At 43.9% G+C, this 26,161-nt stretch carries 23 protein-coding genes and 2 riboswitches; of the genes, 14 read left to right on the forward strand and 9 right to left on the reverse strand.

Annotation, left to right across the window (positions count from 1 at the left end; translation table 11 throughout):
* Positions 1-80: 80 nt before the first annotated feature.
* Positions 81-2,165 (forward strand): catalase, encoded by a 2,085-nt coding sequence (locus tag LQ247_RS00960; RefSeq protein ID WP_231005440.1) that lies wholly within the window; start codon positions 81-83, stop codon positions 2,163-2,165.
* Positions 2,166-2,226: 61 nt separating this feature from the next.
* Here LQ247_RS00960 and LQ247_RS00965 read toward each other — a convergent pair whose 3' ends face one another.
* Together LQ247_RS00965 and LQ247_RS00970 are read right to left on the reverse strand one after the other, a co-directional pair.
* On the reverse strand, positions 2,227-2,601 hold the full coding sequence (locus tag LQ247_RS00965) for a hypothetical protein (RefSeq protein WP_020453493.1): 375 nt from the start codon (positions 2,599-2,601) through the stop codon (positions 2,227-2,229).
* A 176-nt stretch (positions 2,602-2,777) separates the two neighbouring features.
* Positions 2,778-3,971, reverse strand: coding sequence for a nucleoside transporter C-terminal domain-containing protein (locus tag LQ247_RS00970; RefSeq protein WP_020453492.1), 1,194 nt, complete (start codon positions 3,969-3,971; stop codon positions 2,778-2,780).
* A 134-nt stretch (positions 3,972-4,105) separates the two neighbouring features.
* Positions 4,106-4,207: riboswitch (purine riboswitch) on the reverse strand.
* A gap of 526 nt (positions 4,208-4,733) precedes the next feature.
* On the opposite strand from LQ247_RS00970, the gene LQ247_RS00975 reads away from it, so the two are divergent.
* From LQ247_RS00975 to LQ247_RS01000, 6 genes are all read left to right on the forward strand, one after another.
* Positions 4,734-5,030, forward strand: a complete 297-nt coding sequence (locus LQ247_RS00975; RefSeq protein WP_020453491.1) for a DUF4176 domain-containing protein — start codon at positions 4,734-4,736, stop codon at positions 5,028-5,030.
* A 2-nt stretch (positions 5,031-5,032) separates the two neighbouring features.
* Positions 5,033-5,671 (forward strand): hypothetical protein, encoded by a 639-nt coding sequence (locus LQ247_RS00980; protein ID WP_020453490.1) that lies wholly within the window; start codon positions 5,033-5,035, stop codon positions 5,669-5,671.
* 18 nt (positions 5,672-5,689) lie between these two features.
* On the forward strand, positions 5,690-7,117 hold the full coding sequence (locus LQ247_RS00985; RefSeq protein WP_231005442.1) for an alpha/beta fold hydrolase: 1,428 nt from the start codon (positions 5,690-5,692) through the stop codon (positions 7,115-7,117).
* Between the two features lie 10 nt (positions 7,118-7,127).
* The gene (locus LQ247_RS00990; protein ID WP_231005444.1) at positions 7,128-8,255 is read left to right on the forward strand and encodes a hypothetical protein; all 1,128 of its coding nucleotides are present in this window, start codon (positions 7,128-7,130) and stop codon (positions 8,253-8,255) included.
* A gap of 124 nt (positions 8,256-8,379) precedes the next feature.
* Complete coding sequence (locus LQ247_RS00995) at positions 8,380-8,895, forward strand: hypothetical protein (protein ID WP_231005446.1); 516 nt, start codon at positions 8,380-8,382, stop codon at positions 8,893-8,895.
* On the forward strand, positions 8,889-9,470 hold the full coding sequence (locus tag LQ247_RS01000) for a hypothetical protein (RefSeq protein WP_231005448.1): 582 nt from the start codon (positions 8,889-8,891) through the stop codon (positions 9,468-9,470). Before LQ247_RS00995 ends, LQ247_RS01000 begins: the two co-directional genes overlap by 7 nt.
* 82 nt (positions 9,471-9,552) lie before the next feature.
* On the opposite strand, the gene galE is transcribed toward LQ247_RS01000, so the two are convergent.
* From galE to LQ247_RS01020, 4 genes are all read right to left on the reverse strand, one after another.
* Positions 9,553-10,548 carry a UDP-glucose 4-epimerase GalE gene (gene galE, locus LQ247_RS01005; RefSeq protein WP_231005450.1) on the reverse strand — a complete coding sequence of 332 codons (996 nt, stop codon included), beginning with the start codon at positions 10,546-10,548 and terminating at the stop codon, positions 9,553-9,555.
* A 30-nt stretch (positions 10,549-10,578) separates the two neighbouring features.
* Entirely contained in the window at positions 10,579-11,577 is a 999-nt protein-coding gene (locus LQ247_RS01010; RefSeq protein ID WP_020453486.1) for a glycosyltransferase family 2 protein, read from the reverse strand.
* A complete protein-coding gene (locus tag LQ247_RS01015) occupies positions 11,577-13,817 on the reverse strand; it encodes a glycosyltransferase family 39 protein (protein ID WP_231005453.1) in 2,241 nt (746 codons plus the stop codon). The genes LQ247_RS01010 and LQ247_RS01015 overlap by 1 nt, the downstream gene beginning before the upstream one ends.
* A gap of 138 nt (positions 13,818-13,955) precedes the next feature.
* Complete coding sequence (locus LQ247_RS01020; RefSeq protein WP_023856917.1) at positions 13,956-15,086, reverse strand: 5-methyltetrahydropteroyltriglutamate--homocysteine S-methyltransferase; 1,131 nt, start codon at positions 15,084-15,086, stop codon at positions 13,956-13,958.
* Positions 15,087-15,159: 73 nt separating this feature from the next.
* Positions 15,160-15,269, reverse strand: a riboswitch (SAM riboswitch).
* A 314-nt stretch (positions 15,270-15,583) separates the two neighbouring features.
* Between LQ247_RS01020 and LQ247_RS01025 the strand changes: the two genes are divergently transcribed.
* The gene (locus LQ247_RS01025) at positions 15,584-16,267 is read left to right on the forward strand and encodes a DUF3298 and DUF4163 domain-containing protein (RefSeq protein WP_103749441.1); all 684 of its coding nucleotides are present in this window, start codon (positions 15,584-15,586) and stop codon (positions 16,265-16,267) included.
* A 98-nt stretch (positions 16,268-16,365) separates the two neighbouring features.
* On the opposite strand, the gene LQ247_RS01030 is transcribed toward LQ247_RS01025, so the two are convergent.
* Entirely contained in the window at positions 16,366-16,896 is a 531-nt protein-coding gene (locus LQ247_RS01030) for a chorismate--pyruvate lyase family protein (protein ID WP_023856919.1), read from the reverse strand.
* A gap of 196 nt (positions 16,897-17,092) precedes the next feature.
* The gene (locus tag LQ247_RS01035) at positions 17,093-18,067 is read right to left on the reverse strand and encodes a LacI family DNA-binding transcriptional regulator (protein WP_020453480.1); all 975 of its coding nucleotides are present in this window, start codon (positions 18,065-18,067) and stop codon (positions 17,093-17,095) included.
* A gap of 233 nt (positions 18,068-18,300) precedes the next feature.
* Here LQ247_RS01035 and LQ247_RS01040 point away from each other — a divergent pair, with 233 nt between their 5' ends.
* From LQ247_RS01040 to LQ247_RS01060, 5 genes are read left to right on the forward strand one after another with little or no spacing between them, the layout of a single operon-like run.
* Complete coding sequence (locus tag LQ247_RS01040) at positions 18,301-19,599, forward strand: ABC transporter substrate-binding protein (protein ID WP_101561305.1); 1,299 nt, start codon at positions 18,301-18,303, stop codon at positions 19,597-19,599.
* Positions 19,600-19,610: 11 nt separating this feature from the next.
* The gene (locus LQ247_RS01045) at positions 19,611-20,549 is read left to right on the forward strand and encodes a carbohydrate ABC transporter permease (RefSeq protein WP_231005456.1); all 939 of its coding nucleotides are present in this window, start codon (positions 19,611-19,613) and stop codon (positions 20,547-20,549) included.
* Positions 20,546-21,394 carry a carbohydrate ABC transporter permease gene (locus LQ247_RS01050; protein WP_035338023.1) on the forward strand — a complete coding sequence of 283 codons (849 nt, stop codon included), beginning with the start codon at positions 20,546-20,548 and terminating at the stop codon, positions 21,392-21,394. Before LQ247_RS01045 ends, LQ247_RS01050 begins: the two co-directional genes overlap by 4 nt.
* A 34-nt stretch (positions 21,395-21,428) precedes the next feature.
* Positions 21,429-22,664 carry an MFS transporter gene (locus LQ247_RS01055; protein ID WP_231005458.1) on the forward strand — a complete coding sequence of 412 codons (1,236 nt, stop codon included), beginning with the start codon at positions 21,429-21,431 and terminating at the stop codon, positions 22,662-22,664.
* A 14-nt stretch (positions 22,665-22,678) separates the two neighbouring features.
* Positions 22,679-24,157 (forward strand): glycoside hydrolase family 32 protein, encoded by a 1,479-nt coding sequence (locus LQ247_RS01060; RefSeq protein WP_231005460.1) that lies wholly within the window; start codon positions 22,679-22,681, stop codon positions 24,155-24,157.
* Between the two features lie 138 nt (positions 24,158-24,295).
* On the opposite strand, the gene pepT is transcribed toward LQ247_RS01060, so the two are convergent.
* On the reverse strand, positions 24,296-25,528 hold the full coding sequence (gene pepT / locus LQ247_RS01065) for a peptidase T (RefSeq protein WP_231005462.1): 1,233 nt from the start codon (positions 25,526-25,528) through the stop codon (positions 24,296-24,298).
* A gap of 139 nt (positions 25,529-25,667) precedes the next feature.
* Here pepT and LQ247_RS01070 point away from each other — a divergent pair, with 139 nt between their 5' ends.
* Complete coding sequence (locus LQ247_RS01070) at positions 25,668-26,081, forward strand: hypothetical protein (protein WP_020453473.1); 414 nt, start codon at positions 25,668-25,670, stop codon at positions 26,079-26,081.
* The last annotated feature ends 80 nt before the right edge of the window (positions 26,082-26,161 follow it).

Consider the following 26,161-nt stretch of genomic DNA (forward strand, 5'->3'; position numbering starts at 1 on the left):
ACTCGCTGATAGACAGGGTAAATCATAAAATAGCAATCCAGATCAACTACATAGGGAATAAGAATGGGGAGGGATGACAAGTGAATAACAATGATGGCCGCCGCAAAGTCAATGAGCACAGCAAGGATCAACAACTTGAACAGTACCGGTCTGACAACCGGGGCAAAAAAATGACGACGAACCAAGGTTTACGCGTATCTGAAGACGAGCACTCCTTAAAAGCAGGCGTGCGCGGTCCGACGCTGATGGAGGACTTTCATTTTCGTGAAAAAATGACCCATTTCGACCATGAACGGATTCCGGAGCGGGTCGTCCATGCGAGGGGTTTTGGCGCGCATGGCTATTTCCAGGTTTACGAGCCGATGACGGAATATACGAAAGCAAAGTTTCTTCAAGATCCGTCAGTGAAAACACCGGTGTTTGTCAGGTTCTCGACTGTAGCCGGTTCCAGGGGCTCGGGTGATACCGTCCGTGATGTCAGAGGATTCGCGACAAAGTTTTATACAGAAGAAGGGAACTATGATCTCGTTGGCAATAACATCCCTGTTTTCTTCATTCAGGATGCCATCAAGTTTCCTGACCTTGTGCACGCCTTTAAGCCGGAACCGAATAACGAAATGCCGCAGGCTTCTACGGCGCACGATACGTTTTGGGACTTTGTCGCCAACAATGAAGAAACGGCTCACATGATCATGTGGGCGATGTCTGACAGGGCGATTCCGCGAAGCTACAGGATGATGGAAGGCTTCGGCGTTCATACGTTCAGGTTTGTAAATGAAGAAGGCAAGGCGCGCTTTGTTAAATTTCACTGGAAGCCCGTCCTTGGCGTCCATTCGCTCGTCTGGGACGAAGCGCAGACAATCGCCGGGAAAGATCCCGACTATCACCGCCGCGATCTTTGGGAAGCGATCGAAAGAGGCGATGAAGTGGAGTATGAGCTCGGCGTGCAAATGATTGACGAAGAAGACGAGTTCAAGTTTGACTTTGATATCCTTGATCCGACAAAGCTTTGGCCGGAAGAAATGGTTCCTGTTAAGATCATCGGTAAAATGACGCTGAATCGAAACCAGGATAACGTTTTTGCCGAAACGGAACAGGCCGCTTTCCATCCGGGCCACGTTGTTCCGGGAATCGATTTTACAAACGATCCGCTTTTGCAGGGCCGGCTCTTTTCCTATACGGACACACAGCTGATCCGATTGGGAGGTCCGAACTTTCATGAAATTCCGATCAACCGGCCGGTCTGTCCGTTCCATAACAACCAGTATGACGGCTATCACAGAATGACGATTAACAAAGGGCCTGTCGCTTATCATAAAAATTCGCTGCAAAACAACGATCCGGCGCCTGCTTCAGAAGAAGAAGGCGGATATGTGCATTACGAGGAAAAAGTCGAGGGTAAAAAAATCCGCCAGCGCAGCGAAAGCTTTAACGATCACTATTCGCAAGCGAAGCTGTTTTGGAACAGCATGTCTCCCGTTGAAAAAGAACATATCATTTCGGCGTTCCGCTTTGAAGTCGGAAAGGTCAAAAGCAAGGACGTCCGCCGCCAAGTCGTTCATATGTTTAACCGGGTTGACAGGGAGCTTGCCAAGCAAATCGCTGCGGGTGTAGGCGTAGAGCCCCCTGAAAAAGACGAAGGCTCCAATGTGACGTTCAAATCCCCTGCGCTCAGCCAGGAAAACACGGTCAAACTGCCGCAGACGAGGACCGTCGCCATTTTAGCAGAGCAAGGTTTTGATGATGAGGACCTCAGCCGGGTGTTGAAAGAGTTCAAAAAAGCCGACATCATTCCGGACATTGTCAGCTCGGCACTCGGCGTGATCAAAGGGACCGGCGGTACAGAAATAGAAGTCGGTAACACTTTGCAGACGGTCGATTCCGTGCTGTACGATGCCGTTTATATTCCGGGCGGCCAAGAAAGCATTGAACGCCTGCAATTGCATAAAGCCGCATCGGATTTTATCAATGAAGCATTCGGACATTATAAAGCGATCGGAGCCGCAGGCAAAGGGATCGATCTCCTGCTGTCCGCCGCCGGGTCCCACGCGGCAGCACAGCCGGGCATTATCACCTCTCGCGATGATAAGAGCAAAGACGACTTCGGCAAAAAGCTGGTCGAAGCGATCGGCGGGCACCGCCATTGGGATAGACAAGTTTCATAGTGAAGAGATTTCTAAGCACCCTGTTTCAAGGGTGCTTTTTCAAATAATGAATAAAAACAGTTTAAAACTTCCTGGATAAAATAATCCATGATGAAAATACCGTGATAATCTGTAATGAAACCAGTATCCGAATCACATCAATTCCCGCTAATGTGATAAAGCCCATTTGCATTCCGATAATGAGCACCAAAAGGTACACAGATAAAGCGATCATGGAAAACTGCATTCCTTTTTGTCTGATGTGTTGAGATCTTTCATCCTTTTGTTTGAATTGCGGATAAAGGTATCCTCCGGCAAAACTTAAAAAAGCTAATGTGCCAAACATTAAAAGTTCGATTAAAGATATTGAACCAGCAGCTATACCGAAGGCCAGTTTTGCAAGAAATATAAAGACAAACAATCCTCCAATGATGTAATAGGTTTTTCGCAAAGCCATGATATCTCCTCCTTACTAAAGTATTAGAAACTTTCTTTTTAAATGACCAGTGTGTGATTTTACCATTTACCTAATTATATAGTAAAGTGAGCTTTACGTAAAGTCAGCTTTACAAAAAGAACAAAAAAACTTGCCACGTGAATGGCAAGCTAATACATGATGGATTAATAATCAGGTTACCACACAAACAGCCCGACAATCCCCGCGCTCAACAGCGACACCGCTATTCCGCTGACAAGGAGCTTCCACACATTTCTTCCGATAATCGCTGATTTTTCTCCGTTAAATAAGGAATTGTACGTTCCATAGATCATTCCGATCGTACTGAAGTTGGCAAACGACGTCAAAAATGTTGTGGCCACGGCGGCTGTATGGGGCGAAATCGTATCTAGCTGCGTTTTTAAATCCATCATCGCGACGAATTCGTTTGTGGCGAGTTTCATCCCCATCAGCTGTGCGACATACATCGCGTCACCCGGCGCCAGTCCAAGCAGGAATGCGAACGGACTGAAGATGTAAGAAAAGATTTTTTGAATCGTCAAACCGTCCATGATCAACCCCAACATTCCGTTCAAACATGAGGTTAAAGCGACATATCCGATGACCATGGCGAGAATGACGATGACCATGTTCATTCCGACCATCATGCTGTTTGAAATCGTTGAGAAAAAGTCCTTTTTCTCTTCTTTTGGCGGTACGTAAATGATGTCTTCATCCTTAGTGACTTCTACCGGGTTTAAAATGCTGGCCAAGATCAACGCATTTAAGCAATTCAATGGAATCGCTGTAAATACGTATGTTGCAGGAACCATCGTTAAATAAGAACCGAGAATCGATCCGCTGATACTGCTCATGCTCATAATGCCGAACGTCAGCAGGCGGTTGTCCTTTAATACGGCCAATTGCCCGCGAATCACGGCGAGCGCTTCAGTATTCCCCAGAAACATCATTTGAATCGAAAAGAAACTTTCTAATTTAGGAAGGCGCGAGACTTTCGAAATCACCCAGCCGATCTTATCAATCATCCATGTTAAAATTCCGAAATAAGCCAGTATATCAAAAAATGTCACCACAAAGATAATCGGCAGCAAGGCGCTGAAGAAAAAGTCAACGGTTTCATTGCCCATCACGGACGGAAAGGCAAACGCAATACCGTCGCTTGCACAAGCGATCAGCCACGAAAAGAAAGAGGCGATCAGGTTGATGGCCCATCCGCCGATTTTTGTCCCAAGCATAAACCAAGTCACCAAAAGCTCAACGATGAAAAGGGAGAGAATCGGCCTCCATTTTACGCTTTTCTTTCGCGGGGAACAAAAATAAATCACGGACATGACAATGAAAATGCCTAAAATGTTAATGAGAAAATACATGATGCCAACTCCCGAATGTTTTTTGAAAATAAAAAAGCTCTTACTTTTCATGGGTTCCGATAAAGAAAGCATGAAAAATAAGAGCAAATAAAAAATAGATATATTGTTTGCGCAATACACTTTTTACATGATCAAATCTATTCAAACTTCCTTGTAGTCTGGCGATTTACGGTTGCCAGGTAGAAACAATCAGACCCTATTACTGATTATATACAAGAAGTGAGCTTCTATTATTTTGACTGTATTTTATCTCGAGATTGTGTAAAATTCAAGCTAAAAATATATTTTCACAATAATTTTTAAAATAAAGTCACTTTTAAAGAAGGTTGCATATTGAGAGATGCACAGCAAATCATCTGAGAGAAAGCCGGCTTTTCAAGCGGGAAGTCACCATGCACAGAACAACAGACGAAAAATGGAAGGTGATAAGATTCTTTTTATTAGAGGAGAAGCGTAAGCGATTGCGCTTTATATTTCATGATGCCGCCGCCTACTATGGCGGTTTTTTTGTGAAACTTTATCTGAAAGGTCCCGTAAGTATGATGAATCGTTTCAGTGCTAAGGACTCATGTAACATACTAATGGCACCGACAAACCTTACATAAAGAGCGAACCTTAAATCAAAAGTCTTTGATTTGAATAGGTAAAATTTCACGGTACTTTAGTTCGTTGAATGAAATGATACCTTTTTGCTATGATTTTCCTATGTTTTTACAACTTGTATATATGTCCAATTTCAGAGAAAAAGAGGGATAATCAATTATGCTGTTAAAAAAGAACTATCTTCCTGTCGGCAGTGTTGTCGGCTTACATAATGATTCAAGACGTCTGCTTATCATCGGGCGGCAAATGTTTTCTGAGACAAACCATGTCATCAGAGATTATGCAGCTGTCGACTATCCAAACGGTTTTACCGATCCGAAAGAGCAGCTCGTTTTATTTAATAAACAAGATATAGAAGTTGTGTACCATTACGGATATGTAGATCAAAAAGAATTGCAGCTTGATGAGTTGCTAACAGAAGCTGAAGCAGGAAAAAACGAAAATAAGGAGCAATGACGATGGGACATTTTCGCTTCAACAAAGAACTTTCACATAAGGCAGCGGGAACAATTAGTCAGCTGGAAAACGCCTTTAGCCATGTATTTGAGAACATGGTGTTTTTTCGTGAAGAATTAGACCGGCACAGCGGAAAAGCCGCCGCAGCGCTGCAGAAAAAAATGAGTGACAACATCAACTTTTTCAGTAAAGCGAGCAGCTGTTTATTATATTTTGCAGACAGTGTGCGGTGTTTTGCAAAAGCGGTCGAACTAACGGACGAATCCGACAAACCGGCCAATGTTCAGCCGCAGTCAAGATCGGAAAGAAACCATACATTTTCGGCTGAAAGAGTCCAAAGTGAAATAAAAGTAAACGGCGAATCGTTACACCAGGCAACCGGAAAGTTTGAATCAAATCTATCTACATTAGATGAAGTTTTGCACCATTTTGACACAATGCTCAGAGAAATGATGTATGAAACAGAGTTTCCGTGGGAAAAATTCGATGACGTCTGGTCTGATGCAAAGTCGCACATCAAATCGATCATGACGGAGCTTAAAAAAAGAGTCAAAGAACTTTCGGCAAATGCCAAAAACATCATTAAGGAATTAAAGCGCGTCGATAACGTAATCTCACAACAACTGCAAAGAGTGAAATGATGGAAGGGAACTAGAGTTATGGCATATTATAATAGAGAGCCAGAAATCACAAACATGATCAAAAGCCATGAAAGAAGAGCAAATCGAATGCTGCAGCACGCTCAATCCAGCCGTTTGCTTGAAGCTTTTAATAAAATATGGGTATCGATAGAAAATAAAGAACTTCCGAACTTTGTATCAAAAAACGTCATGAATTTTAATGTGGCGGATATCAAATCGGAAATCAACGATTGGATAAAGGATTTAAAAGATTGTCAGGAGAATGCCAGACGCAAGTTTGAGTCTATGGAAGACCCCTCACCGGAAGACATACAGAAACGCAACAATATTACGAGTGACGTCGTTCTTTTAATTAGCCAATACGAGAATCTAAAAAATGGCCTTGATCAGGTGGAACAAGATTTCAGCAATGTCGCCCGCACCCACCGCGCCCCAATGCGCGAAGCTTTGACAGACATCTCAATCTTGTATAATTCGGTTAATCATGTGAAAGGTGATTTTTCGGATTATAAGAATGTTTCGGTTTATGTGCATGGGATTGAGGATGATGGGGATGGATTTGACACTAGTGTAGAACAGGCAGCGCAGAAAGGTGATGTGATCGTTCGTATCAAAATAAATAATGACGGTAAATATGAATATTTATATAGTTATATTGATGAGAATGGAAAAAGACAAGATGTTGAATCGTATGAAGAGTTAAAAAAGCTTAAAAATTTCACATGTGGCCGTCTCCATATTGTATATGATACAGAGCATATGAATGAACATCGGCAAGCAACAAGCGATGATTTAGCCGAAAAGCTGAATGAGATGGGGCTGATGAATGATAAGACAAAGATCGATATGTTCGGCCACAGTTACGGAGGGAGAAGATCACTGCAATTTGCGATAGATTACCCTGATCATGTGCGTAGCATCACAACAATTGGAACCCCGTATGATAAAAATCTCTTAGCTATTGGGGCTAACAGAGCACGCTGGATCGCAGACAATGCTGCAGGAAGGAAGACTACTGACACGAGTGATTATTTAGATTTTAATGAAGGGAACAAAAACAATGATAATGGAAAAGACTACAGTAATGCCTACACTGATATGGACAGTGAGGCGATGACTGAAGATATTAATCATTTGAAATCTGCCAATCCTGAAGTCTACCAAAAGCTTCAGAAAATGGACATTACTGCTGCTGCGGGATACAGAACAGAGGATACTGTGAGTTTTTCCCCTTACTATACTGCAAGCGGAAAACATAAAATAAACAGTGATGATATCGTTTCAGTTGAAAGTCAACATGGGGACATATTAGGCGATCTCATTGATAAAAAGCCAGAAATTGAAGTGAAAGGTTCCGGTGTCACCAATCCTGGGCATATTTATGAAGTTGAAGACTCTGAATTTGTAGACTTAATTCGAGAGGTTAACAAAAAAGAAGCAGAATAGGAGAAGATCGATGAAAAAGAAAGGATTTATAAGTATACTTCTTTTAATGGTATTCTTGCTGCTGGCCACCACCGGCTGCGGCAAAGATGATGTTCAGGAAGTCATCTATGAAAAAGGCTTGCCAAAAGAAGACAGTCCGGCATTTAGAGAGTTTATGAGATATGAACTTTATTTAACAAGAAATGAAACGTTGAGTTATAAAAATCATACATATACAATTATGCGCAGTGATAAAACAGGGCTTCGGTATTATCAATATACGGATAAAGAACTTGAGGATTTTTACAGCTCTTTTCTTTCGGCTGAAAAAAATCCAATGACAAAATTTTATAACTTAAAAAAAACTAAATTTTTAACTGAAGAAAAAATAGTCAAAAATAAAATTGAACATGCTCTGCCGGAAATGACGTTAGATAAAAAGAATGTTCTAAATGTAAAAACAAAAAGCGGTGAAAAAAAGATAAAGATACCAGTTCCTGCGGATTCAAAAGAAGTATATCTCGATCTTTACGCTGTTAATAAAGAAAGTATGTTGATAGGAATCGATGATTATACAGTCAGTAACGAACCAAAGAAATATTATCTATTTTTAAAACAAGATTTTTCAAAACATCAGATAGTTAAAAAAGACGAATTGCATACAACACTTGAGTCAGGAAAGCTAAATGATTACCTGTCAGTATTTCCAAAAGTGACAGAGGATGGATCATATCTTAAGTTATTCGACAAATATATATTCGAAAAAAAGACGAACAAAGTTAGGGAAATCAAAGACACTGATATTCTAAGCGAAGACGGTAAGTATGTTTATATTAACGGAGCTAAAGAAAAAGAAACAAATGTAATGCCTGATGGCATTCAACAGATACAGACAGTGGATAATTATTTAAAAGGAAATGAAAAATATGAAGCTCAATTTAAGCTTGACTTCAAACACATTGCCAAAGAGATGGAGTTTAAAGCGGGCAGTGTGAGAATAGCTGATATTCATTATTTTAATGAAAATTATGCTGTCTTACGTATTTCGTACAATGGAATACCGATTGGAAAAGCAGGTTCTGTTAATGTACTAATCGACTTACAAAAAAACAAACAACAGCCAACGGCTTATTTAGTTGATTTAGGAATCGAATCATAGAGGGACTGAAGAGTTTTTATTCAGTCCTTTTCTTATTTGACAAAGGTAGGCCACAAAAGTGGGTTAAGCCTTCTGTCATTTTTGGAATTCAAATAAAAAGGAACATAAACGATAGAAATACTCAATGAACAAAAGATGGTTTATATACTTAGGCATTTTCATAATATACTTGCCGGTGATCACCAACTGCGGAAAAGACGATGATGCATTCATATATCAAAAAGGGTATCCAAAAGAAGACAGTCCGGCATTTAAAGAGTATATAAGAATTGAAAGTGGATTAGCGGGCGATGCGACGTTAAGGCATGAAGATCATAAGTATACGGTGATGCGCGGTGGTAAGGATGGGCTTCGTTATTATCAATATACAGATAAAGAGCTTCAGGATTCATATGCGGTAATTTTTTCATCTGATCAAATGTTTTACTCTCACATAAACAATAGCAGGTTTTTGGATGCCAAAGGGCCCATTCGCTATATAATAGGACGTCAGCTGCCCAAGTTGCGGTTAGATCATACAAATATGCTGCAAGTGCAAACTGAGTTAGGCGAAAAAAAGATAAAGCTGCCTATAAAAGCAACTGCTGATTCTGAAGATATTTATCTCTATCTTTATGCTATTGATAAAAAAACATGCTGATCGGAGTAAAGGATTATACAGGCGATGGAGATACGAAGACATATTATATATTTTTAAAACAAAATCTTTTAAAATACCAGATTGTCAATAAAGATGATTTGCCCGCAACAATCGAGTCAGGAAAACTAAATGATTACCTGTCTGTTTTTCCAAAGGTGACGGAGGATGGAGCCTATCTGCACTTATTTGACAAATACATTTTCGAAAAAAAGACAAACCTAGTCAGAAAAATCAGTGAGGATGATTATTTAAGCGAAGACGGAAAATATGTATATCTCAACGGGGCTGAAGACAAAGATATCATGTCTGAAGGTGTCCAGCGCATTCAAACTGTGGAAAATTATCTAAAAAGAAATCATAAGGATGAAGTGCAATTTAATTTGGATTTTGAAAAGGCTTTTGACGGAGCAGGTTTGAAAGTGAAAAAAGTAAATTCAGCTGAAATTAAATATTTTAATAAAAATTATGTGGCTATCCAATTTTCATATGATTTCATCTGGTATGGCTCGGGATATATTGATATGCTGATTGATTTGCAGGACAAAAAACACCCGACTGCTTACTTGATCGATTAGACTTACAGTATACATTTATCATAAGAAAAAACCGCACCTCCATCGTTAGACACTGCCTAACGATAGGGGTGGAGTTCATTTTTCACCCTTGCTTCACCTTCTCCGCCGCATATCCATTCGGATTCGCAGAGTGCCAGTTCCAGGCGTCGCGGATGATTGCGATCAGGCTGTTGTGCTTCGGGGTCCAGCCTAGTTCTTTTCTGGCCTTGGAAGAAGAAGCGGCAAATGTTGCTTGTGAATCGATGCCCGTTTCTGTCAGCTTTGCGGTGATGAGAGGAATGCCTGTGACATATTGGGCGGCAAGAATGATTTGTTCAGCGGAGTAGCTTTCGCCATAGCTGAGATTGTAGATTCGGCTATCCTTGCCTTTCCGCAAATGGCTGATGGCGAGCACGTGTGCTTCTGCCAAATCCTGCACGTGAACATAATCGCGGAAGCCAGTTGCTTCTTCAGGTTGATCTATGTGAACAAAAGGAAGGTGTCCGAGAGCGGTTCGCAGAACATTGGAAATGAGATGTGTTTCACTTCCCCGGTCTTCGCCGATGAAGGCAGATGGGTGGGCGCCGCACGCATTGAAGGAGCGGAGGATCACATATTTCAGACCGTACGCTTTTTCCGCTTCCATCAGCATTTTCTCCATCATCCATTTGACCTTCCCGTGCGGGTGAACGGGTTCTGGTTCGGTTTCTTCTGTGACAGGGAGGTTCTGCGGACAGCCGTAGACCGCAGCGCTTGATGCAAAAACGATCCGGCCGACATCGTATTCTTTCATCACGTCAAGCAGTGTTTCCATGCCTGTCATGTTTTCGTTGAAAGAAGAAAAAACGCGATTCGACTGTAATGGAATAGGTGATGCTGCGAAATGCATGACGGCTTCAATGTCCTCATTTTCAAATACTTGCTTGAGAAAATGCCGGTCGCGAATATTCCCTTCATAAAACGCAGCTTCGGGGTGAACGGCTTCTGCGTGTCCCGTTGCCAGGGAATCCACAACGACGACTTTTTCTTTTTTCTCAATTAACGTGTAAACGGCGTGGGAACCGATATAACCGGCTCCCCCGACAACAAGTATGCTCATCGGAATCCCTCCTTTTGGATCTCTTATCTTCTACATGATATGGCGCTGCGGAGCTGCCGCCCGCCGCTGTTCTTCAAATCCGTATTTGCCGTCAATGATATATAGCGGCCTGTCTTTCACTTCGTCATAAATGCGGCCGATGTATTCGCCGATCGCTCCGAGGATGATCAGGATAAAGCCGCTGAACAAGCATTGCAGAATGATCATCGAAGACCACCCGGTAATGGTGCTTGTCGTAAACAGCTTCATGCAGACGACGATGAAGGCATATATAAAACCGACCGCTGACAGCGCGATTCCTGAGTAGCTTGCCAGTTTCAGCGGCTGAAAGGAAAATGAAGTGATGCCGTCGAGCGAGAGCTTCAGCATTTTTTTGAGCGGGTACTTCGTTTCCCCTGCAAGCCGTTCGTGGCGCTCGTAATAGACGGCGGTCTGCTTGAACCCGAGCCAGCTGACAAGGCCGCGGACGAACGGATTTTTTTCTTTCAGCTTGTTCATTTCATTGACCACCTTCCGGTCCATGAGCCGGAAGTCTCCCGTATCCACCGGGATATCAACGTCTGTGAGTTTTCTTAAAATACGGTAGAACATGGCGGCCGTTTGCTTTTTGAAAAATGTTTCTCCTTCCCGCTTTGTGCGGACGGCGTATACAACGTCAAAGCCTTGGCGCCACTTTTCCGCCATTTCCAAAATCAATTCGGGAGGATCCTGCAAATCGGCATCGATCACCACGATCGCTTCGCCGGCAGCATAGTCGGTACCGGCCGTAATGGCGATCTGATGACCGAAATTTCTTGAGAAATTGATGCATTTTACTGCCGGGTCTGACTGAGCAAGCGACTTCAGCATGTGAATACTGTCATCGCTTGAACCGTCGTTTACAAAAATCAGTTCATAAGGGTCGCCTGTCGAGTCCATGACGGTTTTTAATCGGTCATAGGTGCTTTGAAGCACTTCCGCTTCGTTGTAGACAGGGACTACGATTGAAAATGTGACTTGTCTCTGCATATTCATCACCTTTCCTTTCATCAATCAAGCTCCACTTTATAAAGCGTCTGATTTCCGCCAGGTCCGCCTGACTGGGAATCGTTATCTGAAGAAGAGCTGCTGTATTCGTTTTTTGAAATTTCTTTTCCGTTTTCTTTAATCCAGTTAGTGATTTCTGAGTTGTCTTGGCCTCGACCGTCGCCGATCATGAAGTACTTGACTTCGCCGTTTTTGACGAGCTTCTCAAGTTTTTCAACCGTCAAAATCGGGTCGCTTCCAGAGAATCCGCCCATCGCCATGACAGCTTTACCTGTTTTGATGATGTAAGATTGAGCAGACGTTGCGCTGGAGACCGCAAATAAATATTTTTCACCCGTGTTGTTCTTTTCAAGGTAGCTCAACAGTTCTTCATCGACTGATTCGCCGCTTCCAGGGCTGCCGCCGCTTGGTCCGCCTTGTTGACGGCCGCTTGCGCCTTCGCCATTCTGATTTTGGCTGTTTTGGCCGGAACCGGTATCAGTTGAAGAATCATTACTGTTTGAACCAGGACCGAAGCCAGGTCCGTTATTGTTGTTTTGATCACTGTCTGTTTGACCGTCTTGGCTGCCGAATCTGGGAGGTCCGCTGCCGTTGTTATTCTGCATCTTCCCTCCGCCACCGCCGCCAAATGATTGTGCGGATTTAGGTCCGGCCTGCGGAATCATGCCGTTTACACCGTCAGCGAGCGTTGCTGTTGTCCAATAGAAAGGTCCGATCAGCATGCCGAGCAGCGCTGCAAGTGATACATAGTAGCTGAATGACTTTCCTTTTTTGAAAAAGATGAGAAGGCAGCTTGTGACAATGCCAAAAGCGCCGATCAATATGCTCCAGACGATGCCGATTTCGCTGAGATAAGGACTCAAAATATACAATTCAAATGCGGTTGTCAGCAAAATTCCGATCGGCAGAAGCTGTTTTTTCCAGCCGCTTTCCTCCTGATAGAGGCGAACGAGCGCTGTCCAGCCTGCACCTGATAAAGCGGCAATCGGTGCTGCCAGCATGATCAGATAGTAATGGTGGAAGAATCCTGCGACGCTGAAGAATGCAGCGACTGGCAGAAGCCACATCATCCAGAAAATCGTTTCAGTCGTTATTTCATTGAATTTGCGTTGACCGCGAAGGCCCGTGATCAGCAAACCGATGATGCCGAAGAGTACAAACGGGATGAGCCAGCTTGCCTGTCCGGAAAGCTCGGATTGGAATAGTCTGAGAGGGCCGGGGTTTCCTGTGCCAAACATGCCGCTCGTGCCGCCGCCGGGACCTCCGCCGCCGCTTTGAACATCACCCTGCTGGCCGTCCGGTCCGCCTGAAGGCATCTCGCCCCCGCTCGGCGGAGCCATTTGTCCATTTGCCGAGTCTGAGTTGTTTTCGGTATCGCCGCTTTGCTGCTGCGGCATTTCCTGATGCTGGTTCTTTTGATTTTGATCAGATGAGGGGGTTCCGCCCTCGCCTGCACCGTTTTTGCCTGTGAGACGCTGGATGCCGTTGTAGCCAAACGCCAGCTCAAGGACAGAGTTGGTCTGGCTGCTTCCAATATAAGGGCGCGAACTCTCTGGCTGACTGTCGACGACAACCGCCCAGGAAACGGAAACGCCTGCCAGAACGATCAAGGCTGTGATAAGAGACACAATTTTTTTGCGAATCGTCGTTTTTGCTGCAATCATGTAAAACAGCAGGAATGCCGGTAATACCATGTATGCTTGCAGCATTTTGACGTTAAAGCCGACGCCGACCATACAGAATGCGCCGAGCAGCCAGCCGATTTTTCCTTTCCGGACTGCTTTAAACAACATCCAGGTTGCAATCATCAAACAAAGGGTGAGAATGCTGTCGACGTTGTTTGTATGGCTGACCGCAACGGCAATCGGCGTACACGCCATAATAAGAGCTGAAATTCTGGCCGCCGTTTTGCCAAAAGTAGGTTTTACAATAAAGTACAACAGTGCTACGGAAATCACTTCGGCAATCGCTTCAGGAAGAACGACGCTCCAGCCGTGCACGCCGAACACAAGTGCAAAAAGTGTCTGAATCCAGAGTGCAACCGGCGGTTTATCAACTGTTACAAAGCCTGCCGGATCAAATGATGCGTAAAAAAAGTTATGAAAACTTTGGGTCATACTTTCAACGGCCGCCGTATAGTAGGCGTTGTCTGTGTCACTATTCCAGATGCCGTACAAGTTTAAAGCTGCAGATAATACAAGAATGAAGACCAGGAATATATCGATTTTCCTTTTCTTAATCATTGTTCGATCACCTCACTAAAGAGCATTATAGAAGCCAAATATGATCAAACTATGAACAAATCAAGAAGGAATTTTAAATTGTATAGAGGGGCAAAAAAAGAGACATGCCGTCAGGAGGCATGTCTCAAATATGAGGTGTTATTTCCATACGTCTTCTGCGATCTCGACGACATGGCGCAGTTTTTCCCATTGCTGCTCTTCCGTCAGGAGGTTGCCTTCTTCTGTGGAGGCAAAGCCGCACTGCGGGCTTAGGCACAATTGGTTCAGGTCGACGAAGCGAGCTGCTTCGTCGATGCGCCGCTTAATATCATCCGGGTTTTCAAGCTCTCCGAATTTTGATGTGATCAGGCCGAGGACGATCTGCAAGTCTTTCCGTTTGACATAGCGAAGCGGTTCGAAGCCGCCGGAGCGCTCGTCATCAAATTCAAGGAAAAGTCCGTCTAAATTGAGTCCGTCGAAAATCGTTTCTGCAGCCGCATCGTAGCCGCCTTCCGCCACCCATGTTGACTGGAAGTTGCCGCGGCAGATGTGCATGGTGACCGTCAAATCGTCCGGGCGTCCTTCAACTGCTTCATTAATCGTGTTGGCGAAGGACTGGCGCAGTTCATCAGGCTGGCGGCCGAAGGCTTTGATCTGCTCATGTCCTTTGTCTGAGAAAAATACCGACCAGGCCGTGTCATCCAGTTGCAAATAGCGGCAGCCGGCATCGTAAAATGCGCGGATCGCTTTTTTGTAAGCCTGCGCGACATCGTGATGGAACTCATCCAGATCCTCGTACGGGCTTTCTCCAAGTTTTCCTCTGAAAAACAGCATATTCGGGCTCGGAATCGTCATTTTCGGCGTATGTGTGCCCGCAATATCATGAAGAAATTTATAATCTTCCAGCATCGGATGGTTTGTAAAATCGACTTTGCTTGTTACTTTGATTCCGCGCGGCTTCGTTTCAACATTATGAAATTGAATGCCCTTGTCCGCTGTATATCCTTCTACGCCGTCAAGCCCTTCAAGAAAATCGAAATGCCACCATGACCTGCGGAATTCCCCGTCAGTAACGGCTTTAAGGCCAATTTCTTTTTGCTTTTCGACAATGCGCTTGATCTCTTCGTTTTCGACTTCGCGCAGTTGTTCAGCGCTAATTTCACCGTTCGCTTTTTGAATACGCGCTTTTTTTACGGGCGCAGACCTTAAAAGACTCCCCACCTGATCAGCTCTGTACGGTCCGATTTTTTTCCCAGGCGTTTGCTTCAGTACATCGGTTGATTGTGTCATGCTTCATCCCTCTTTCTTTATAGACATAAAAAAGCTCTTCCCGATAAGGAAGAGCTTGATATATTCAATCTCCTCCTTATCTTCAAGAGCACGAACATGCTCTTAAGGATTTAGCACCATTCTGTCATAGACAGCGGTTGCCGGGTTTCACAGGGCCAGTCCCTCCACCACTCTTGATAAGGAAAACCTTTTTATGCAATTTTTTAATAGTTTTAATATTAATACTTATTATAAAAATGTCAATGGGTTTAAAAAAACTATTTGGTTTTTCATTTTCTTCTTCTGCGGTTAAACCGGAGGATCGAATCAGCGTGTGAATTTTTTGTCAAGACAGTCGTTCAAATGGTCAACAAGGTGCTGAACGAACAGGGTGAATTAGAATATTTTTCAATTTTTATCTCCGAAAATAGAAACTTTCTCGCGAGTTCACCGGTCTATCATGTGTACCTGATTTCAAAATGGGTATGATAAACAATGACAGATTAAGGAGGGTTCTTATGAACAAAAAAACAGTGTTTAAAGCGTTAGGTATGCTGATGACAGGGGTATTGTTTTTTGCGCTGTACGGTGCGGCCGCACTTCCTTCTGCACACGCGGCAAATGAAAAAAAGCCGACGGTCACGAGCCATACTTACAAAAACATTAAGGCTTTGAAATACCCGCAGGTTGCAAATGTAAGCACCAAATCTCTCCAAAATAGGATCAACAAAGATTTTAAACGTTATATTGAGCAGTCCTACAAAGATTATGTAAAAAACAAGAAAGACGGCCAACAGCACGGATACCAAACAGATTATCAAACGTCCTTTGAAGTGAAATACCGGACCGGCCAAAAGCTGAGCATTCTGACAAGTAATTACGTCTACTCCGGCGGAGCGCACGGAAATACGGCAGTCCGCTCTTTCAACTATGACCTTGCCTCTAAAAAGCGGGTGTATTTATCAGATATCTTAAATACAAAATCGAAAATGGATAAGACAAAAACATACATTTACGACTATATTCAAAAACACAGCGACATTTTCTTCCCGGATGTGAAGAAGAAAGACATCGTCCTTGGTAAAAACACGGCTTTTTATTACACAAAAGACGGCATTGCGATCGTCTTCCAGCAATACGATGTCGCTCCTTATGCTGCCGGAAATCCGGTCGTTGCCGTGCCGAAAACGGTGTATCAATAAATAACAGCCCCTGTTTCGCAGGGGTTTTTGTTTTGAGGGAAGAAGGAATGGGGAGGTTATGGAAGCCTTTTCATGAAGTGGCAGCTGACGGGCATGATTCAGCCCGCAGTCCGTTCGCAGATTTTTTCTAAATCGAATAGCTCGCAGACATAGAACATGCACTGCCGGCCGCTGATAATCTGATATTTTTTAAAAGCATATGTCCGGTCTGCTGAAACAGGTACAAGTTGTGTGAAATGTTTTCCCAGGCAGTCGCCCGTACTGAAAATTTCACGCCTTGACTCCAGTTCTGCAATGATTTTCCCGATGGGAAGCCTTTCTGCCTGCAAATCTTGTTTGATGGCGGGCGGCAGTAAGTTTGTTTTAACATAGACATAATTATAAGATAAATAATCATCGCCTGTTTTCAAAGAGGAAGTTCTAAACAAGATGTCATCATCGCGTTGAAACAGCCTCGCTTCTTCAGGTGACAGCTTGTCATAATCAATATTATTTTGCTGAAAAACTTCGATTTCGGCTTTGCCGCCGATCAGCGTTTCAATCGCTTTGGTTGTTGAACCATCGGTTTTGGTTAACATGTCTTTTACAATAGCAACTAGAGTTTCAGGAAAAAAGTGGCTTACGCTCAATGAAAGGCACCCCCGTACCAAAATTAGAATTTTTTGAAAACTTGTCTTTAAATTTATCATGTGGAGATGCGTTTGTCTAGAAAAATAAGTTAAATTTTAGGTTAGTAATGTAAATTTTATATTTTTAACAATTGGATAGATCAGGATATGTATGGAAAAAGGAGACGTCAATGTCTCCTTTTTTTGTGCGATTCATTTAAGTCGTCTCTCCTTCTAAAAGCTGTACGGGCAAATAGGTTTCCAGCGGTAAATCATCGAATTCGCCTTCGATGGCTTTGGACAAAATCTCGATGGCCGTCTTGGAAATGAGTTCAATCGGCTGCTGGATGGTTGTCAATTCCGGGAGGATGGACTGAACGGCTTCCGTTCCGTCGTAGCCGATCACCTTTAATTGCCCGGGAATGTCTTTTCCACGTTTTTTTGCTTCGGTGATGACTGTAGCGGCCATGAGGTCATCGCTGGCAAAAATGCCGTCAGCCGCAGGCTGTTCATCAAACAGTTTTGAGATGATTTCCCGGTAATTTTGATGAAAGGGAACCTCATATGTAATCGGCTGCCTTCCGTGTTGTCGCATCACATCTTCATATGCTTTTCGTCTAAGATTTGCCGGTGTTTTCAGCTCAATTGGTCCGTTGAGATGGATGATGTGCCGGCAGCCTTTTGCAATTAACAGTTCTGTCGCTTTTCTTCCTCCGTCATAGTTATTGGAGCCGATGACGGGAATCGTTTCCGATAAGTAATGATCGATGGCGACAATCGGCAGGTTTTGCCGATGATAGTTTAAGATTCCCCTGTTGTAGGTCACGGCGATGACGCCGTCCACTTGATTTCGCATCAGCATTTCCAAGTATTTTTCTTCTTTGTCTTTGCGGTTCAAGCTGTTGCAAAGCAGCAGTTTGTAGCCCATGGCAGCGCAGATGCTCTCAATATGAAAGGCCAGTTCGCCGAAAAACGGGTTGCTGGAGTTAGGGATGATGAGCCCTATTAAATGAGTTCGTTTACGAAATAAAGAGCGGGCCAAATCGTTTGGAAAGTAATTGATTTCTTCCATCGCTTTATAGACTTTTTCTTTTGTTTTTTCACTAATATAGCCGCGGTTATTTAATACCCGCGATACGGTTGTTGGTGAAACTCCCGCTTTTTTTGCAACGTCGTGAATGCTAGGCTTCATTCCCTTTTCCCCCTGCTAGTTTACTGAAATGGCTTACAATTCTCGTCACGCACTTATTTTAGAGAATCGGACTGATATGTGCAAGAAAATGCCATGATTCTGAGAAATGTACCGGGATGAATAATTGGGGAAAAAGTATGTCAACCGGTTGACATGTGAAACCGGTTGACATACAATTCACTTGAAAGCGCTTTTATCTGTTGATTTATGAAAAATGGGGGGAAGTGACAAAGATGAAAAGGTGGCTCTTCGGAATTTTTTCGTTGTTACTGATGTTTGCGATGTGGGGCTGCAGCAATAGCAAAAGTGCAAATAGCCAAGATGGGAAAACGCTTACGATGTGGGTGCACGTATCTGATGATAGTGAAGAAGGAAAGGTCTATCAAAAGCGGGTGGACGCTTTTAATAAAAAGTATGCCTCCGAAAACGTCAAGGCCAAAGTTGATTTCATCCCCAGAAGCGGAAACGGCGGCGGATATGAAGACAAAGTGAACGCGGCGCTGACAACGAACACCTTGCCGGATGTGATCACTTTGGACGGACCGAATACGGCGGCTTATGCGAAATCTGGCGTAATTGCGCCATTGGATGAGTATATCAAAGACCAGGATGATTTATTGCCGAGCATTAAGCAACAGGGAACCTACCAAGGGAAACTGTATGCGATCGGCGTCAGCGAATCGTCGGTCGGTATTTACTATAACAAAAAAATGCTGAAGGATGCCGGCGTTGACTTGAAAACGCTGCCAACGGTTGAGAATCCATGGACGTGGGACGAATTTCTTGAGCTTTGCAAAAAGCTGAAAAATAAATATGACAAACCGGCCATCGATATGCAGTTGCAGTCAAAAGACGAAATGCTGACTTATGCGCTTTTGCCATTTGTTTGGTCGGCTGGCGGTGATGTCCTTTCAAAAGACGGCAAGAAGTCGGAGGGTGTTTTTAACGACAAACCGACCGTTGCAGCGATGACATTTATTCAAACAATGCTGAAGGAGGGTTACACGACCCGGACTCCGGTTAAGCAGGCGTTTGAAACGGAAAAATATCCGATGAAAATGAGCGGTGTCTGGACGGTAACCGACATGGAAACAAATTTCCCTAATGTCGATTATGGGGTGATGCCGTATCCTGTTTCGCCAAAAACAAAAAAGCTTGTGTCCCCTTCAGGAAGCTGGCAGTTTGCCATGACACAGACGTCTGAAAACAAGGAATGGTCGGCAAAATTGGTCGATTGGATGACAAACAAGGAATCCAACCTGGAATTGAGCCGTTCGATCGCCGCGCTGCCTGTGCGCTATTCATCAGAGAAAGTGATGGCAAAGGAATTCTCAGATGAAATGAATGTCTTCTTGCAGCAGCTGAAAGAAACGGGGCATGCACGACCGGTGACACCGGCATATCCACAGGTGACACGCGCATTTCAGCAAGCGATCGATGACATCAGCTTCTTTGATCAGCATCAGGATATTCAATCGGTGCTGGATACGCGTGCAAAAGAAATGCAATCAGCCATTGATAAGGCAAACTAGAAGGTGGAGCCATGAATAAAATTCCGTTGAAAGAAGCAAGGACGGCCTTTCTGCTGAAAAAAACCCCTGCCAATAAAATAGGGTGGCGGGACAATGTGCTGGCCTATACATTTTTAGGTCCGGCCTTGCTGATTTTGTCAGTGTTTCTCGTGATTCCTTCGATTATGGCGGTTTACTACGCATTTACAGATTATTATTTGTTAACACCTGACATGCGCAAGTTTGTCGGTTTTGACAACTTTATCAAATTGTTCAAAGACCCTATTTTCTTGAAAAGTTTGAGCAACACATTGAAATTTGTTGTCCTTGTGATTCCATTACAGATCGGGGCCGCTCTCGGGCTGGCCCTTCTGTTGAATAAAAAGCGCAAGGCCAATACGTTTTTCAAAGTCGCATACTTTAGCCCCGTCGTCATGTCGCTTGTTGTCATCTCCGTTTTGTGGCTGTACTTGCTGAATCCGAATGAAGGAATGATCAATAACGTACTGACGCATGTCGGTTTACCGCCACAGCCGTTTTTGACAAGTCCTGAACAGGCGATCTTTACAATTGTTTTCGTTTCAGTCTGGCAGGGAGCCGGATTTCAGATGCTGATTTTTTTAGCGGGCCTGCAAAACATTCCCGGAGATGTCTACGAGGCGGCGCAATTGGATGGTATGAATAAATGGCAGCGGTTTATTTATATTACATTGCCTTTGTTGAAACCGACGTCGATTTTTATCTTTATTACAACGCTGATCAGTGCGTTTAAGCTCCTCGTGCAGCCAATGGTCATGACCCAGGGGGGACCGGTCAATTCAACGATGACAGTTGTCTATTATATTTATCAAACGGGATTTACCGATCGGATGGTCGGCTATGCAAGTTCAATTGCGCTCTTGTTTGGCACGATAATTGGATTGGTGACGCTTGCGCAGCGCAAGCTGGTGAAGGAGGATGAAGGCGGATGAGAAGGAAATTCGGGCCTTTAACGATACTGGAATATATATGCCTTGTTTTGCTGGCGGTTCTGTTTATATTTCCGCTGATTTGGATGGTCGCTTCATCGATGAAACCGGAAGCCGATATTTACAACAATATCAGCAGCATTCAAGCGTTTCTCCCGTCTTTTCATCCGTCGGAATGGTTTCAATCCTACAGGGAAGTGCTGTCACGGTTTGATTTACTAATGTATATCGGTAACAGTCTGTTTTACGGTTTGTGTGTGGCAGCGGGAGCTGTCATTATCAACGGAATGGCGGGCTTCGCATTCGCCAAGCTGCAATTCACAGGTAAAAAAGTGCTGTTTACCATATTGCTGGCGCTTTTAATCGTGCCGATGGAAACGATTTTAATCTCGCAGTTTACAATTGTTCATAAGCTCGGACTTGTTGATACGCGCCTTGCCGTGATTTTGCCGGCGCTTGCCGGGGCTTTCAATATTTATTTGTTCCGAAACTTTTTCATGGCGATCCCGGGGGAGATGATTGAGTCGGCCAAGCTTGACGGAGCCAACACATGGCAGATTTTCTGGCGGGTGATGCTGCCGATGTCGAAACCGGCTGTTGCTACTGTGGGGACATTGGCTTTTATCGGCAGCTGGAATGACTATATTTGGCCGCTGATGGTTTTGACGGATAAGTCGAAATTTCCGATCCAGGTGGCGATTACAGCCATCAACAGCACCGAGCCGGTTTATACGAACCAGGTAATGGCTGTCTTGACGATTTCCACGATTCCGCTGATTCTGATCTACATTGTAGCCCAACGCTACATTTTAGATGGCCTCGGCGGTTCAGGGACAGGCATCAAATAGATATATCCAAATCGGGTTAAAGGAGCAAATGAAAATGAAAAGCTCAAACAGTCTGTATTGGAAACTAAGCGCTTATTTTTTCTTTTTCTTTTTTACTTGGTCTTCCAGCTATTCTTTATTTGCGATTTGGTTAGGGCAAGAAATCAATTTGAACGGGTCCGCGACAGGCATTATCTTTTCTGTAAACGCTATCTTTACTTTGTGCATGCAGCCTTTGTACGGTTTTATCTCTGATAAGCTCGGTCTGAAGAAAAACATATTATTTATGATCAGCTTGCTTCTCGTATTTACGGGTCCCTTTTATATTTTCGTCTACGGACCGCTTTTGCAATACAATGTCTTTCTCGGGGCTATCGTCGGCGGAATTTATTTGGGAACTGCTTTTCTCGCCGGAATCGGCGCGATTGAAACCTTTATTGAAAAGGTCAGCCGCAAATATCACTTTGAATATGGAAGAACAAGGATGTGGGGATCCCTCGGCTGGGCTGCGGCGACATTTTTTGCAGGTCAGCTGTTCAATATCGACCCGAATATCAACTTCTGGGTTGCTTCCGTTTCAGCAGTCATATTGGTAGCCATTATTGTTTCCGTAAAAATTGAGATGACAGATGATGAAAAGGAAAGGGCAGACTCGGTCGGATTAAAAGACGTGGGAGGGCTTTTTCTCTTAAAAGATTTCTGGTTTTTGATGTTGTACGTGATCGGCGTAACTTGCGTATACGGCGTCTATGACCAGCAGTTCCCGCTTTACTACGCTTCCTTATTTCCGACTCCGGCTCTGGGGAACCAAATATTTGGATACCTTAACTCATTCCAAGTATTCATTGAAGCGGGCATGATGTTTCTTGCGCCTTTCATCGTCAATAAGCTTGGTCCTAAAAAAAGTTTGATTTTAGCGGGGCTGTTAATGGCTTTCCGCATTATCGGCTCCGGACTTGTCAGCGGACCGGTCGGAATTTCATCGATGAAACTCATTCATGCTGTAGAATTGCCGATTATGCTGATTGCGGTGTTTAAATATTTGGCGACTAATTTTGATAATCGTCTTTCGTCCGTACTTTATCTTGTCGGCTTTCAATTCGCATCCCAGGTAGGCACGTCGATTTTTTCGCCGCTTGCGGGAGGTTTATACGACAGCATCGGATTTCGCCACACTTATCTCATCATGGGAACAATGGTTCTTTGTTTCACCATTATTTCGATTTTCACCTTGCTAGACTCAAAGAAAGACGTTGAATTTGTTCAAAGTCTACAAAGAAAGCATATATAGAAAGGATGTCACAGATGAATAGAATTCAGCAGGCAGAAGAAGCATTGAAGAAAGCCGGAAAAAAAGTGAATCACCGATACCGAATGGGCTATCACATGATGCCCCGGGCGAACTGGATAAATGATCCAAATGGACTTGTTCAATATAAAGGGGAGTATCATGTCTTTTATCAACATCATCCGTATGATGAGAATTGGGGGCCGATGCATTGGGGCCATTTGAAGAGCAGGGATCTCATTCACTGGGAACACTTGCCGATCGCTTTAGCCCCTGGCGATGCATTTGATGAGAGCGGCTGCTTCTCAGGAAGTGCAGTCGAATATAACGGCGATCTCGCTTTAATCTATACAGGGCATAATATGATCGATGAAGAGAAAGACGATTTCTATCAAAATCAGAATATAGCAGTCAGCAAAGACGGTATCGCCTTTGAAAAACTGAAAGAAAACCCTGTCATCGCAGAGCCGCCGGAAGACAGCTCCCGCCACTTTCGCGATCCGAAAGTATGGAGGCATCGTGAGACTTGGTATATGGTGATCGGAAACGCCTCAAAAGAAAATGTCGGCCGGGTCATTTTATACCGCTCGCCTAACTTTGTAGATTGGGAATATGCAGGCGTCCTCGCCCAAAGCGACGGAAGTCTCGGCTTTATGTGGGAATGTCCGGATTTCTTTGAATTAGACGGCAAACACATTTTGCTGATTTCCCCTCAGGGTATAGAGGCGGATGGTGATTCATATCAAAATCTGTATCAAACAGGCTATTTGGTTGGAGACTATGATGAAGAAACGAATGAGTTTGTCCATGGCTCCTTTAAGGAATTGGACCATGGCCATGACTTTTATGCCGTGCAAACTTTGTTGGATGACAAAGGGCGCAGAATTGCGATTGGCTGGATGGATATGTGGGAGTCAGAGATGCCGACGAAAGCAGACGGATGGTGCGGGGCATTAACTTTGCCGCGTGAATTGTCGTTGAAGGATGATCACAAAATTTTAATGAACCCCGTCGAGGAGACTCAATTACTTCGTGAATCAGAACATCATGAATGTGCCAATCAATCGATTTCCGGCAGCTATTTGATCAAGACAGCCGAAAAGCTTCTTGAAGTGGTAGCCGTTTTTGATTTGACAATTTGCAGTGCCGAAACGGTTGGCTTAAAGATTCGGGGGATTGATCAGGAAGAGACAATCATCCAGTACAGCTTGGTTGATCAAAAGCTGACGCTCGACTGTTCAAAGTCCGGCAAAGCGCGGGACGGTGTGAGAAATGTACGGCTTGAAGCGGAGGAGAAGCTCACTTTGCATCTGTTTCTTGACAGATCGTCTATTGAAGTATTTGCAAACCATGGTGAAGCGACAATGACCAGCCGCATATATCCCAAAGAAGGAAGAGTCGGGATTGAGCTGTTTTCTGAGAAAGGCAATGTACGGGTTGACGAGTTCACTTACTGGACGTTGAAAGATATTTGGAAAGGCGATGAAGCCGAATGAGCAGAATTTTTTGCATCGGTGAGACGTTAATCGGCTTTAACCCGAAACATGTTCTTATTTCGACAAAGCGCAGATAAAGATTGATCTGACAAAAAAGCGGCTGTCGTGTCTTGCAGCCGCTTTCCGCTTTTTTTCGTATTACGCTCTTTTTTCAAACAGCTTCACAATTTCCACGATGACATTCGCGGCTTTTACCATATTGTCGGCGGAAATATACTCGTATTTTCCGTGAAAGTTTTCCCCGCCTGTAAAAATGTTCGGACAAGGAAGCCCCATGTATGAGAGCTGGGAGCCGTCTGTACCGCCGCGGATCGGTTTCACAACCGGCTCGATGTCCAGATTTTTCATCGCTTCATAGGCAATGTCGACAATCTCTTTGACCGGTTCGATTTTTTCCCTCATGTTGTAATATTGATCATTCATGTCCATTGTGATGCTGTTTTCGCCGTATTTGGCTTTAAGGTCGTTTGCAATTTTTTGGACGGTTTCTTTTCTCTCGTTAAATCGGTCTCTGTCAAAATCCCTGATGATATAGGAGAGAGTGGTTTCAGAGACATCGCCCTTGATCGAAAGCAGATGGTAGAAGCCTTCATAACCTTCAGTAAATTCTGGGGCTTCGTTTGCCGGAAGTCCGGCGTGAAACTGCATCGCGATTTTGGCGGCATTGACCATTTTTCCTTTTGCTGTGCCGGGGTGGACGTTCGTTCCTTTACAAGTGATTTTCGCGGCTGCAGCATTGAAGCTTTCGTACTGCAGTTCGCCGAGCGGTCCGCCGTCAACCGTATACGCGAATGTGGCGTTGAACGCCTCTACGTCAAACTTGTGGGGCCCTCTGCCGATCTCTTCATCAGGCGTAAAAGCGACTCTGATCTTCCCGTGTTTGATTTCGGGGTGCGCAATTAAATATTCGATTGCCGTCATGATTTCAGAGATTCCCGCTTTATTATCGGCGCCGAGCAAAGTCGTTCCGTCGGTAGTGATCAATGTATGTCCCGCATAATCTGCAAGCTCGGGAAATTCCTTGGGCGATAAGACGACATTGAGAGATTCATTCAGCACAATGTCCTTTCCGTCGTATTGTTCGATAACCTGCGGATTGACGTTCTTTCCGGTAAAATCTGTTGCTGTATCCACATGAGCCAGGAAGCCGATCGTCGGCACCTCTTTTTCCGTATTCGAAGGAAGCGTCGCCATCACATAGCCGTTTTCATCGATTGTGACGTCCTTCATGCCGATCTCTTTCAGCTCTTCAACAAGCATATTGGCGAGCGTCAGCTGCCCGGGAGTGGAAGGCGTCGTCTGACTGTTTTCGTTTGACTGCGTATCCACTTTCGCATAAGAAATGAGACGTTCAATCAGTTTGTTCTTCATGTTTCCTTCATCTCCAATTGTTGGTTTTATGTTTATCTTATCATTCATGGCGGGCGGATCGAAAACTTTTATTCCTGTATAGGAAAATTTAGTATAATATAGTTCTAAAGGATCATCACAATTGTAAGGGAGTATCACAATGGCTAAAGGTTATACAAATGAAGGAACAAAATGGGAGTTTGCACATTCTTTCTGGCTTGTGTTCACATGGGTTCCTTTTGGATTTTTAAGCTGGTTTGCATTTATTTATATCGCAGCGCGAACGAAACAAAGAAAATGGTTATTTGCCGGGATCGGATATGCAGCGGCTGTTTTATTCGCTGCTTTTACAGCCAGAACGTTCCTTTTCGATTTGGCTATGAAAGCCTTGCTTATCGTTTGGATCATCTCAATCATTCATGCTTTCAAAACAAGGGCCGAATATTTGGTTCGGCTTGAAGCCGTCTATCGAATCAAACGATCAAGTATGAATGAACTGAGGGAAGAGCTTAAATATGAACAGGAACCGCACGGCCAAACCGGAACTTCTAAAGTGACGCTGACAAAGAAATAAATAGAATCCGCTATTTTTGATGAAATAGCGGATTTTTTTAATGCAGAGAAAAAATTCCGTCCTTTTGAAACTTTTCTCAT

Origin of the sequence: Bacillus sp. BS3(2021), from assembly GCF_021043345.1 — a bacterium.
Classification (GTDB): domain Bacteria; phylum Bacillota; class Bacilli; order Bacillales; family Bacillaceae; genus Bacillus; species Bacillus paralicheniformis.